A 13,095-nucleotide genomic window follows, 5' to 3' on the forward strand; every position below is an offset into this window, starting at 1 on the left:
CAACAAACACTCAAGGAGGAAAATAAAATGATTATCAATCATAATATCGCAGCACTTAATACACACCGTCAACTAGGTTCAAACAACGCACAAGCTTCTAAAAACTTGGAGAAACTATCTTCTGGTCTTCAAATCAACCGTGCTGGAGATGACGCAGCAGGTCTAGCAATCTCTGAAAAAATGCGCGGTCAGATTCGTGGATTAGATATGGCTCAAAAGAACTCACAAGATGGTATTTCCTTGATCCAAACTGCTGAAGGCGCTTTGAATGAAACACATGACATTCTTCAACGTATGCGTGAATTAGCAGTACAATCTTCAAGTGATACAAACACAAATACAGATCGTGGAGAAATCCAAAAAGAACTTAATCAATTAAGTGAAGAAATTGATAGAATTGCTAATACTACTGAATTTAACACTCAGAGTCTTATTGATGGATCTTTTAAGGGTACTTTCCAAATTGGCGCTAATGAAGGACAAAAACTTGATCTTACCATTTCTGCTATGGGATCGTCAGCACTTGGATTGACATCTAGTGCAACAGTAGAATCAGACGTGGCAGCAACTGGTTTGAAAGATGGTGTTTATACTGTAAGTAGTGACGGGGCAAATCTTTTGGACTCAAATAAAAACGTTGTCGGTGCAATAGCTGCAGGAGAACTTACTGTAGCAGGCCAGACTAGCGCAGTAGGTTTCACTGATCTACTAACTAAAGACTCTGTTATTACAGTTAAGGGCGAGAAAGCTGAATTAAAACAGGGATTGACAGACGCAGGTAAACAATTGTCTGCAGGTAATTATGAAATCAAAGGTACAGATTTAGTTAAGGATGGCCAGGTTGTTGGTGAACTTACTGGTACGGATGAGATAACATTAAACGGTAAAACTACAACGATAGCAGCTTCAGACCTTGGACTTGAAACAGCGTTAGCTGCCGGGTCTAAATTCACTATTAATAGTTCAGATGTATCATCTAGAGAACAAGCATCTGGCTCGATTACAAAAATAAATGAAGCTATTGAAAAGGTTTCTGCTGAACGCTCTAAGCTTGGAGCAATGCAAAACCGCTTGGAACACACAATCAATAACCTCGGTACTTCTTCCGAAAACCTTACTGCTGCGGAATCACGTATCCGCGACGTGGATTATGTTTTATCAGCTGCGTAAGCAACTGAGACAAACACAGTCGTCCTGACTGGTAACGGTCAGAGAGTACGACCGGGTGAATTGCTGGAAACCCCTGAAACTGTTCTTGCCACAACGTAACTGGAAACGGTAAGCGTGAAGGCTTGAAAAAAGAACAGATTGGGCAATCAGCAGCCAATCTCCTGTCTCGAAAGAGTGGAGAAGGTTCAACGACTAGGATAAACCATCTAACGCGCAAGCCATGATGATGAAATCCGTAGGAAACGCAAGACTGAGTAACTTGCCAACCCGAAGTGCCCGGCCCCTACCCAGAGTGGAGGGTGAAGATATAGTCTAGTCATTAGTGAAAGCTAATGTTCGCACGATGGCGAAAGAGATGATGGACTTCACGAAGAACAACATCTTAACTCAAGCAGCACAAGCAATGTTGGCTCAAGCACAGCAGTCATCGCAAGGAGTATTACAACTTCTTCGATAATGTTGTACGGGCGTCTAACTGGGTAACTGGTTAGGGCATCACTGGGTGAATTGCTGGAACCTCCTGAGAGCTCTTCTGCCACAGCGGAACTGGAAACGGTAAACGCGACGGCTCGAAAAAGAAGAGATTGGACAATCAGCAGCGAAGCCCCTGTCGGGAAACCGTGGGGAACGTTCAACGACTAGGATATACCGTCTAAGGCAACCGCTATGACGATGAAATCCGTAGGGTGTTACGAGTCGTAACATTCGAAGTGCCCAGCCCCTTGGATGGTTTAAGGGTGAAGATATAGTCTATTCCATGATTGAAAGACATGGCGGCAAAGCAAGCCAACCAACAACCACAAGGCGTACTTCAATTGTTACGTTAATTTGGTTAAAAAGACACGATCCGAGTTATCGGATCGTGTTTTTAAATACATAATTAGGCTAAAGCTATTATGAAGTTTTAGGGGGCTAAGCATTGAATTTTGTTTTAAACGATAATACAGTGTTGAATACCAAGGAAATTGTTGCTCAGGCCTTGAACAATAAGTATGAAATTGAAAGCTTCAATCTAACTTGTTTTAGATTATTTGGATTAGAGAAGGATTACTTTCAACAAAAAATGTATTCGATTTTTAGAATAATGGATAACCATCTATGCATAGTTGCATATTTAAAAGGATTTAAAATTAACGGTTCGGTATCTATGAAAATTTCGGAAATAGGAATGGGTTTTAAGATGCAATCAGGAGGCGCTAAAGAATTTGACGCAGGTTCGTATTTGTTTCTTATACATTATGGAATAGACAAGGAAGAATTTTTGGAAAAAGAACTTTCCTCTTTAATTTCAATTTTTTCAGGAGAGGAAATTTTACATAGCGAATGTTTTAAAATCCAGGTTATGACACAGGGATTTATCCAGACGTTCCCGATTACATTTAAAAGTGAAAGGAACGGCACTACAGTCGACATCGAGTCAATAAATAAAATTAACAGGGCAATTGGATTGATTAACAAACGGACGACTGAAGACAAGGAAAGAATTATGCTCAGTTTACGGTGGTATTATAAACACATTAATCAGCAAGTTGAGGATGCTTTTTTGACATTATGGATTGCGATAGAGATTCTTGGTGATTGTAAAAAGTCCAATATTGCCAATATAAAGAATGCATTTAAAGAAATGTATTTAATGGATGATAATACAGCAGGTCAGACGTTTGGGATTGGTCCTATTCAGAGTATTAGAGGAGATCTAGTCCATAAAGGTAAAATAAAAAAATTGGATAAGCAATTTATTGAATATTTGAGAAGAATATATTGGGATCTCCTTCTTTATACGTTAGATGAGAACTGCGAAAATTATAGCTTGAGTTTTTTGCAGCTCAAAAGGTTTCAAATATCAAACTATCAATAATTGGGGGATTTCTGTGCTGCACAAAATTTTGATGAAACTCTGAATTGCATACATTGATTCAAAGCTAGTGACTACTTATTGTACTATCAGATCGATATATGCCATTCGTGTATTTTTCTAATGAAAGCGGGTGAAGCGCTTGTTGCTTAGTAACAATGATATAAAAAGGGAATTAATAAAGAGAAAAAACATCGGGATTCACCCTCTTATGGTAGAGAATATTAAAGGTAGCTCCATAAATTTAACAGCTAGCCCTCATGCTTGGGATGTGCAATCTAAAAAGTCTGTTGTGGATGGGAAAAAGATTAATATACCCGCAAAAGGTACAGTTTCAATTTTTACTAGAGAGGCAGTATGGGTTTCCAGAAGAATAGGAGGGTCTTATCACCCGAGAGTCTCATTGGTTGCAAAGGGTCTAAGCAATATATCAACGACGCTAGATCCTCAATGGTATGGCTTATCGTTAGTTACTGTTACAAACTACAGTGAAAAACCTATAACAATCAGGGTAGGAGAAGCATTTGTATCAGTTATGTTCTATTATTTGAAAACCCCAGCGACAAAAGGAATTATAGACAATCAGGCAAGCAGGCCAGACTTATATAGTAAATTCATTTTGGAAGATAGGGATGAAGAGTTTCTTGGTGAGCAGTGGCATAGAAATTATCATGGAATTATGGAGCATATGAAAGAGTCTGACAGCTATAATTATCTGTTGAAAGATAAAAATAAATTCCGTAGAAATGTATGGGACTTTTTTAATCACAATTTTATTTCAGTTGTTATAGGTGGAGTGCTTCTTTTTATACTTCAATTAGTTATCTCTCACTTCGGTATACTTGGAAAGTAAACTAATTCATGTTGAGCTAGCGGGTTTAACCTGTTCATCATAGAATTCAGATACTTCCTCTCTCTTAACAACTCTTCCCTTTGCCCTTGTTTCCAGAGTATCCAAATACAGCTTAGTTATTAACCATTCTAAATGTTGTTGGAACCCAGCAGATAATCTGCTCCAGAAACCGATACAAAATGAAGCACGGCAAACAATTTATACTTCATGGCAGATAAGTGTAAATTGTTTAGTTTTTCATTAATCCTTGCAGCCGGCTTTAAGAGAGAAATCATCGGTGGCAACTAAATGGTTGTCAGTGAATATTCCGCCTGAATTTCATACCTGGACCCCAAACACTTCAAACACAATTCTGTTTTGTATACATACCCTATCTATTTCTTTGGAGAAACGATGGGCCTTATGTGATAACGGGATATCAGATGCAGCCACCCTAGTGGCACGCACGTCGGCTCAAAAGACCAAACAAAAAAGACCAACTATAACAATAAAGGTTGGTCTTAGGATAAATATTGGGGAGCCCACTCGTGACACCACATATTCACGGTAATTACCAGACTAGGCATCCATATTCAGGCGTATTTGTCATTGTTACTCTACCATTTAGTTATATGTTTATGCATACGAGGCAAAAATGTTGAGTAAAATATACAGGTACTCACTTAGACCCCTCTTGAAAAGTCTGTACTGCCACCCTGCTCGTAAGTATTACATACCAGATCCCCACACAATTAAGTTCTACTTGATCGCTACATGCGTTGGACGATTTTAGCATATCATTTTAAAGCGGGTAGAAATAAACCCTCAAACCTCCTCTTACTAATTCTGATGGCCACATGAACAAGCATACTTTCGGGTATGATGTCCATTAACAGTGCAATAAGAAAATTAGATCAGAATAGTCGGCAACTAGACCTCACTGATTCTGTCGATTAGCAGTAGGTTATTGGTGGGTCTATATTGTTCACAATTAGTGAGAGCTAATGAGTGGCATGTAAAATAATTATGAGATTGACTTCTCGATTAACAGGAGTAATTCTGCAATTGGAATTACCTCTGACACAGTATTGTTACTGCCTTTAACCGCTACCGCAATAACTTCATTATTAAAGTTAACAATTGGACCACCACTGTTCCCTCCAAGTATTGACATTGTCGTAGTATAACGAATAAATTCCTCGGGATAATATCTTGCGATTCTTTGACTTTGAATTTTACCTTCTACCTCATGCAGTATTTGACCTTGTATATATTCTGGATAGCCTAGCAATACACAAGGCATGTTTTCGGATATGTTTAAGTTGAAATTAAATCCACTGTTTTCTACGTTAATACTATCAACTTCTAATACCGCTAAATCCCGGGACTTATCATATGCAAGTATTTTAGCGAAACTAATTTCGTCAGAGTACTTTGATCTACTAATGGGGATATAGTATTCGGAATTAAATTTAGCAAGCTCATTATTTAACACATTATCAATATAAGGACTAACAACGTGCCAATTAGTAATTAAACCATAACCTTTTAATAAGAATGCACTGCCTTGTTTCGATTCTAACGTTTTAGCTATTCTATCCCCTAAAATATAATTCACAATATCTTCCTCTACCACGTACACATTTCTCTGTCTAAATTCTTTAGAGGTTAGAGGACGATAAATATATGGGTAATTTTTAGAACCATTTTCATTTAAGGTTTTAACTATATCATTATACCTCTTTGCGAATTTTTGGTATATTCCGTCTTGTTTACCTTTAACAAAACCTATATGAGAGATAAGCCCTCTTAAAATATTAAACATGTCGTAATCAGAAAAAAATGTATGTCTACGCCTATACTTTTCAGAAAACAAATTCCGTGCATAAGGAATATTGTCAATGTTCTTTTCAATTGAGTGTAAAATAGAACGAATTCTTCTCACGTATGTTCTTTTAACATTTAATTTTTCATTAACTTTTATGCCTGTAACATACATAGAATTTGTTTGATTTGATATTCTGGTTTTATTAATATTTATTTGGAAACCATTTTTATTAATTATAGACTTCACTTTTTCGCTTACATCCCAAATATCCTCTTCACTATTAAAAATGTCATTACTAAATTCATGACGATTTGTTGAAAAAGTAATATCATCAGCATAACGGGTGTATAGACAACCAGAGTTCCTAGCCAGTTTGCTAAGCTGTTTATCTAATTTGAAAGATATTATATTAGATATGATAGGTGAGGTGGCTCCGCCTTGGGGTAATGCATTATTATTGTCGCATACAATATTTGCCAGAATTGTCGCTACTTCATTATTGAACCTAAAATAGGACATGAACATGGCTCTTACTCTAGGGAAATTAATACTACCAAAAAAGTCACTTAAATCTATATTTAATATTAAGTTTTTCTTTAAATGTGTTGAAGCATTAGTTTTAATACTTCTGTCAGGTGTAAAACCATGTACAGGTTTACTTGGTTTACCATATACATTCGAAAGAATGTAATTAAATTTTTTTTGAATGATATCTAGATTTTTTGCAGGCTTGTTGATAGTACGTACTTCATTAGACCTTTTTTTGGGTATTTCAAAGTCAAAGTAACGTTTATGTGCGATGACATTTTCCCATAACGTCTTTTTCTCAACTTCTAGCAAGCAAGCGACATCGTCGAATGATTTCAAATTTTTAAACAAGAATTTGAGTGTATCGATATCTTTAACTAATTTTGGTTGCAAATGGGCACCTCTTTTTGTGGAAAGACGGAGCAGCCATTCCACTTTTCTAAGTCTAGCGTGCAAAGTAGACAAAATAGTAAACGTGCTGACAGGAATAAATATTCCTTTAAAGTTATCATAACCAGGCGATTTCACCTTTGATGTTCGAAGCTACTCCGATGCTATTATACCATGTACAAAATATATTTGTACCCTTAACATGTTGGCTTATAAATTAATGATTTTCTGTTAAATTAGTTTAATTGTAAACGACACAATTCACAATCTTAACGAAGGTACCAGATCCCAACATAATTCCAACACAATTCAATGGTCAAAAACATACATTTTCTTCAGAAAATAAATCGCCAACTAGCTAATAGAAGAGTTGGGGTAACTGTGCTTTTTTGGAGTACCTGCGAATCACACAATTCAGATACGAATCTGAATTTTAAACACTTGACACCCTAAAACAATAATCAACCAGCTGGCTTACCGTTAACCCGGCTTGTTGCCGTATACTAGCTAATTTTTCATGCTAGACATCTTGAATTCTAATTTGATAAGCATTCGTTTCTGACACTGTGGAACAACTTCTATTAAATAGCTTAAACAATAAAGCATGACAAACAATTTTACCTTCTTGGCAAATAAATGTATCCAACTTGTTTAGTTTTTCATTAATCTCTGCAGTTGGCTTTTTGAGGAAAATCGTTGATGGCAAGTAGATAGTCGTCCGTTTCGAAACCGGTCGCGGTGGCAATTCGACTGCTTCTTTTCGTATCATTGCTTCGTTCATCCAAGAAGAGACCAGTTTTAGGAAGTAGATAATTTGAAACTGATCATAAAGAATTAATCTGTTTTGTCCGTCAATTTTAAAGAGTAAACCAAACTTATCGAATAGCAACGATATTAATTGGTTGTTTTCCTCGAAAGAAAAACTGTCTGTTGATAAGATGACTTTGCACATTTTACCGTTCACGACTTTTAGGTGTCCATCATCCTGAAACCACCAAGACAATGCTTCCTCGTTTAAATAGCGATTTAGGAAGTGGAAAGGCAGTTTCTTCTTGCCGGCTGGATACCATATTTGATATAGCCCGGTAATCACTCGATGCGTCCTTGATTGTACTGTGTAACATTCCGAAAAACCTTTTTTAAGACGTGGATCTATGACTCTTTTATAAACAGGGGGAGTGAGTGGTATGAACTCTTTTAATTGTGAATAGCAGTGTTCTGACCAGCCTACATCTTCAATTCGGTGAATGAATTGAAACCTCGGTTTCCGATTCCCTTGCTTCGTTATACAGCCATCCCCCAGCAACTTCCCACAAATACGATAATATAATTGCTCGTTGCCTTCCTTTGAATTCACCAGCCTGTAGGAATATTTGTTCTATACTATGTTTGTTGACTTAATCCTACTTGGAACAGTAGATAATATGCCTGATTAGCCGATATAAAAAGTAATACTTCACGAAAAGGGAGGCGACGGCTATGTATGAGAACTCTGAAGATGAACTCGAACTGCTTAAACAGCAACTGGAGTGGGTCAAGCAACAGGATCGGATTCTTGCAGAGATCGAACGCAGGTTACATGAGATGAAAGAGATTGCTAGATACGCCACAGAGCACCGATTGTCTCTGCATGAGCAAGAGCGGTCGAATAAGCAAATGCAAGAACATCAGGATGCAATTAGGTCGTTGGAGAACTATCTATCTTAAATAATATCAGTTGTTCAATTTTACTAATCCGCAATCCCTTACTGATTTATCGCAGATGACAACACAAAAAAATGAAATCACTGTAATTAATCAAAAGGCATTTGCGCAGAAAATGATTGCTCAAATGAAAGACATTCTGCATGGCCAAAATCAAAGTGTAGACAAGGTGACGATTCAAATACTCAACAGCAATTTAAAAACCTTTACAAACTTAAAGATTATGCGTGCTATACGAATAAGTCGCTAGTGTTGCATAAGCATAGAAATGGTTTTAACTTGTCTATACACCACAAAACTAAAACAGGCCCCGTGGATGAATAAACAAACGCGCCTATCGAAATAGTCATGTCTGTTTTGCGCACAGACAAGCATGAGAAATGGCACGGAAAAAGTATAACCGCTGTCGAAACGCCCCTCATATATGGTAAACTAATATGCTTACCATATACGATAAGAAATTGAGGAATAGATATGTCAAACAACACCATGAAAAAAGGAAGTCTCCTTTCGTTTTTACCGCTCATTGTTTTTGTAATTCTTTTCATCGGCTCAGGTATCGTTACAAAAGATTTTTCTATCATGCCGCTGAACGTAGCCATTCTCATTGCGGCAGCAGTCGCGCTTGTGATGAATCGAAAGGAGTCTTTCAGCACCAAAGTTGATATTTTCATGAAGAGCGCGGGGCATCCAAATATCCTTTTAATGGCGGTTATCTTTCTTTTGGCTGGTGCTTTTGCAGGTGTCGCCAAGGGAATGGGTGCTGTTGAATCAACGGTCAATCTCGGTTTGTCGATGTTGCCAGCGAATTTACTCATGGTCGGTTTGTTTATTATTGGCTGCTTCATCTCTATTTCGATGGGGACTTCGATGGGAACGATTGTCGCGTTGGCACCGATCGGAGTGGGTATTGCCAGTCAGACGGATATTCCGGTGGCGCTTGCCATGGCGACTGTTATTGGTGGCGCGATGTTTGGGGATAACTTGTCCATGATTTCGGATACAACGATCGCAGCGGTCCGGACGCAGCATACGAAAATGAAAGATAAGTTTAAAGTGAATTTTTTTATTGTCCTGCCGGGTGCGATCTTGACGATGATTCTTCTTGGCTTCTTAACGCACGGCAATACTGCTGATCTAACAGGTAACTACCCGTACCAATTCGTGAAAATCTTGCCGTATCTGGCTGTTTTAGTCGGTGCTTTGGTTGGTACACATGTGTTAATCGTGTTAGCAGGCGGGATTATTATTGCTGGTGCGATTGGTTTGATGGACGGCTCCTACAACTTGCAAAGCTATCTGCAGGCAATCGCTGACGGTGTTGTCGCGATGGAGGATTTGGCTATGGTGTCGATTTTGATTGGCGGCATCGTTGGGGTTATTCAGCATAACGGTGGTATTGATTATTTATTGCGCATGATTACGAGTAAGATTCAAACGAAAAAGGGAGCCGAATTTGGTATTGCCGGTTTAGTGAGTGCAGCGGATATTGCGACCGCGAATAACACAATCGCCATTATTATAACTGGACCGGTCGTGAAGCATATCGCGGATGAATATGAGATCGATCCCCGCAAATCGGCCAGTTTGCTCGACACGTTCTCTAGCGTTTGGCAAGGTGTTTTGCCCTATGGTGTACAAATGCTTGCTGCTTCGGGGCTCGCTGCCATTTCACCTGTGAGCATTATCATGTATTCATTTTATCCTGTATTGATGGGAATTTGTTGTGTCATCGCGATTTTGGTTGGTTTTCCGAGGTTTAAAGTGGCGGAGAAAAAGGAGTAAGGAGTACGATTTTTCATCTCAATCCAAAAAGAAGTTGTCCAAGAAGTCATATGTGGGGACCTGGTACCTCGAACAAACCCAAAAAAGCGAACAGCTCTGTAAGCCGTTCGCTCAATTCTTATCCCCAAATCTCTTTGGAAATATCTACAATGAATTTTAACTTCGCCCATTGTTCTTCTTCGGTTAAAATATTGCCATGATGAGTGGAAGCAAAGCCACATTGAGGGCTGATGCATAATTGCTCCAATGGGACATATTTTGTTGCTTCTTCCACACGCGCTTTAATATTTTCCTTACTTTCCAATTTACCATGTTTGGATGTGAATACGCCCAGCACGACTTGAGCGCCACGGTTTGGTATGTATTCCAATGGTTTGAAGTCTCCAGAACGATCATCGTCGTATTCCAGGAAGAATCCGTCCACTTTTTCCTTTGCAAACAATACAGGGGCGATTTTAGCATAGCTGCCTTCAAAAGCCCAATTAGATCGGTAGTTCCCGCGGCAAAGATGGGTCGTTACGATCAGGTCTTCCGGTTTATCTTCCAACACGCCATTGGCAACCCGTAATGCTAAGTCAATTAACTCTTCGCGGGAATGACCGCTGTCGTTAAATGGGATTTCGGAAGCGTTCAGACCGGCGATATATACATCATCCAGCTGTAAATATCGGCAACCGGCATCATAAAAGGCTTGGATTGCCTCACGGTACGTACTGATAATATCTTTTGCATATTCTTCAATGTCCGGGTAAATGTCCGGGTTGCGGATGCCCGCGTTAAATAATTGGTTGGGGCTCGGAATCGTTTGTTTGGCAATGGCACGGTCCCCGACGATCTCTTTAAATTCGATGAAGTCTTTTATTTGTGGGTGGTCCTGATTGAAGGAGACTTTCCCGATAACCCGTACATCGTATCTTTCCGTTTCTTCCCCTTTGAATGAAAAGCCTTCTTCCGGGATGTAGCCTTCCACTCCGTTTAAATGCTCAATAAAATCCGTATGCCAAAATCTGCGGCGGAATTCTCCGTCTGTCACTGCTTTCAAACCTACTTCGATTTGCTTATCAACGATATGTTTAATTTCCTCTGTTTCGATTTCATGCAGCGTTTGTGAAGAAATGTTTCCTTCTTGGAAATCCTTTCTTGCCTGATGAATTCTTTCCGGTCGTAATAGACTCCCCACGTGATCCGCTCTAAACGGCGCTTTGACTAATGTCTTTACCATCAATACCCACTCCTTATTTTATAATTTTAATTAAAATGTAGGACCGAAATTAATTTATGTCCTTGGTAATTCCCAAATTCAAAAACCCTCTCCTAATAAATAAGAAGAGGGATAGGTAGACAAATTGGAATTACCTGCTCATCTTATCTTCTAGCATTATGCTACTGGAATTGGCACAGTTCTTATAAAAGTCCGTTGCCGAGGCTTCAAAGGGCCAGTCCCTCTACCTCTCTAGATAAGAAATTTCAAAATATTAAGTTGTTAGAACTCAATATACCATGTAGAAAAGAATTGTCAATAAATAAATGATAGATTGTATCTGAGTATGATTTTGTCGTACCAGTTCATCACACAACTTGAACATTTCCTGAATTACTTACATGGTCTATCTATTTCTCTAAGGAAGAAGTCTCTACGGGATTATCGGTACTAGTCAAATACAAGTTTAAAAAGAATTGATAACGTGTGATATAATTGAGAGAATCACAAAGTGCGACCCTAAGTGCCCATAAATTCCCTAGGAGGTTTGCACAAAAAAACAGCAAAATCCTCTTTAAATCAGGAATATTAGTTTGCATATCTAGGGAAATACGATTTTAACTGCACTATATAGTATTTAAAGTATTGATGAACACAATATATCGCAGTCATTCTCTGTATAGAGAGTGTGGATTGAAATCCAAGTTAAGTGCTTTTGTTGAAGCAGAAAAGTGAAACATAAAGGAAAGGCATATCCGGTGGTTTCTATGGAATAAGCGTGAACCATAAAAATACGTACTTTTTAGCCATGGAGTATAAAAGGAAATCTACTTGTTCTGTCAATTCACGACAGACACATAGAACTCACTTGTCATAATCATACCCATCAAAATGTATGTCTTCTCATTAAACCAAATAAGGTAAATTAGGCCTTCCTAATTAGCGTAATAAAACATTTGCCCCAACGGAAATTAGACACTCATGGATTAAAAAGGTATCATATAAGTATATAGGCACGTAGGAAATTTTTCCTTGTGAACTCTGAGGAGGTAATTAGTGTGATCAATCCTAGCAGTCCTGTGCCACTTCATATACAAATTAGAAAGAGTATAGAACAAAAGATAAAGCAAGGTCTATATGAAGAGAAAATACCAAGTGAACGTGAATTAATGGAAACTTATGATGTTAGCAGAAGCACTGTTCGAGAAGCTATCTCACAATTAGTTATCGATGGAATACTAGAAAAAAAACATGGTAGGGGAACATTTATTTCAAGACATCCTGTTCATTATTGGCAGGGGAATTTTATTAGTACAACTGAAATGATTGAGCGTATGAACAAGATTCCTAGTACTAAACTAATTGGACATGGAATTGAAGTAGTTCCTGAGGAATTAAATAAGGCGATTGCTTTAGAGAATGCGTATCTGATTAAGCGTGTTCGTTATGCAAATGAGGTGCCACTTGCGATCGAAACACAGTATTATCCTGTTAATATAGGTCTACAATTGGCAAATCTAGATATTAGCCATGGAACACTATATGATTTAATGGAGAAAGAACTGTCTATTCGGCTTCATGAAGCTGATGAAAAGATTACCGCTCAAAAAATATCAATTGAAGATGCGGAATTACTTAATCTTCCTGAAGATTGTTATACTTTACACTTAGAGCGATTTGTATATGACGTGAATGGTGATTTGGTTGAATATTGTATAGCTGATTATAATCCTGAGTTATATTCACTTCATTTTAAGTCAGCAAGGGCTGGTAAATAAAAGAAGACTCCTCACTAAATGGGA

General features: G+C 38.2%; 9 protein-coding genes, 1 pseudogene and 1 riboswitch. Of the genes and pseudogenes, 7 read left to right on the forward strand and 3 right to left on the reverse strand.

Features of this window, described 5'->3' with window-relative positions:
• Positions 1-27: 27 nt before the first annotated feature.
• From MKX97_RS04145 to MKX97_RS04160, 4 genes and pseudogenes are all read left to right on the forward strand, one after another.
• Positions 28-1,170 (forward strand): flagellin, encoded by a 1,143-nt coding sequence (locus MKX97_RS04145; protein WP_342537033.1) that lies wholly within the window; start codon positions 28-30, stop codon positions 1,168-1,170.
• A 343-nt stretch (positions 1,171-1,513) separates the two neighbouring features.
• Positions 1,514-1,627: pseudogene (locus tag MKX97_RS04150) on the forward strand (flagellin); the annotation flags it as partial.
• 462 nt (positions 1,628-2,089) lie between these two features.
• Positions 2,090-3,028, forward strand: coding sequence for a hypothetical protein (locus MKX97_RS04155; protein WP_342537034.1), 939 nt, complete (start codon positions 2,090-2,092; stop codon positions 3,026-3,028).
• A gap of 142 nt (positions 3,029-3,170) precedes the next feature.
• Entirely contained in the window at positions 3,171-3,878 is a 708-nt protein-coding gene (locus MKX97_RS04160; RefSeq protein ID WP_342537035.1) for a hypothetical protein, read from the forward strand.
• Between the two features lie 1,003 nt (positions 3,879-4,881).
• Here MKX97_RS04160 and MKX97_RS04165 read toward each other — a convergent pair.
• Positions 4,882-6,606, reverse strand: coding sequence for a reverse transcriptase domain-containing protein (locus MKX97_RS04165; RefSeq protein WP_342537036.1), 1,725 nt, complete (start codon positions 6,604-6,606; stop codon positions 4,882-4,884).
• A gap of 517 nt (positions 6,607-7,123) precedes the next feature.
• On the reverse strand, positions 7,124-7,960 hold the full coding sequence (locus MKX97_RS04170) for an endonuclease (RefSeq protein WP_342537037.1): 837 nt from the start codon (positions 7,958-7,960) through the stop codon (positions 7,124-7,126).
• Between the two features lie 122 nt (positions 7,961-8,082).
• Between MKX97_RS04170 and MKX97_RS04175 the strand changes: the two genes are divergently transcribed.
• Positions 8,083-8,310 (forward strand): DUF5320 domain-containing protein, encoded by a 228-nt coding sequence (locus tag MKX97_RS04175; RefSeq protein ID WP_342537038.1) that lies wholly within the window; start codon positions 8,083-8,085, stop codon positions 8,308-8,310.
• Between the two features lie 471 nt (positions 8,311-8,781).
• On the forward strand, positions 8,782-10,092 hold the full coding sequence (locus tag MKX97_RS04180; RefSeq protein ID WP_342537039.1) for a Na+/H+ antiporter NhaC family protein: 1,311 nt from the start codon (positions 8,782-8,784) through the stop codon (positions 10,090-10,092).
• Positions 10,093-10,210: 118 nt separating this feature from the next.
• Here the strand turns inward: MKX97_RS04180 and MKX97_RS04185 are convergent, their stop codons facing one another.
• Positions 10,211-11,314: a 5-methyltetrahydropteroyltriglutamate--homocysteine S-methyltransferase gene (locus tag MKX97_RS04185; protein ID WP_342537040.1), complete on the reverse strand. Its 1,104-nt coding sequence runs from the start codon at positions 11,312-11,314 to the stop codon at positions 10,211-10,213.
• Positions 11,315-11,454: 140 nt separating this feature from the next.
• Positions 11,455-11,556, reverse strand: a riboswitch (SAM riboswitch).
• A 795-nt stretch (positions 11,557-12,351) separates the two neighbouring features.
• Here MKX97_RS04185 and MKX97_RS04190 point away from each other — a divergent pair.
• Positions 12,352-13,071, forward strand: coding sequence for a GntR family transcriptional regulator (locus tag MKX97_RS04190; RefSeq protein ID WP_342537041.1), 720 nt, complete (start codon positions 12,352-12,354; stop codon positions 13,069-13,071).
• Positions 13,072-13,095 lie beyond the last annotated feature (24 nt).

The sequence above is a fragment of the Sporosarcina sp. FSL K6-3508 genome (genome assembly GCF_038615825.1).
In the GTDB taxonomy this organism is placed as follows: Bacteria; Bacillota; Bacilli; order Bacillales_A; family Planococcaceae; genus Sporosarcina; species Sporosarcina newyorkensis.

Coding starts and splice junctions, on each gene's coding strand:
- MKX97_RS04145 (WP_342537033.1), top strand. CDS start 28: ATGATTATCAATCATAATATCGCAGCACTTAATACACACCGTCAACTA.
- MKX97_RS04175 (WP_342537038.1), top strand. CDS start 8,083: ATGTATGAGAACTCTGAAGATGAACTCGAACTGCTTAAACAGCAACTG.
- MKX97_RS04180 (WP_342537039.1), top strand. CDS start 8,782: ATGTCAAACAACACCATGAAAAAAGGAAGTCTCCTTTCGTTTTTACCG.
- MKX97_RS04185 (WP_342537040.1), bottom strand. CDS start 11,314: ATGGTAAAGACATTAGTCAAAGCGCCGTTTAGAGCGGATCACGTGGGG.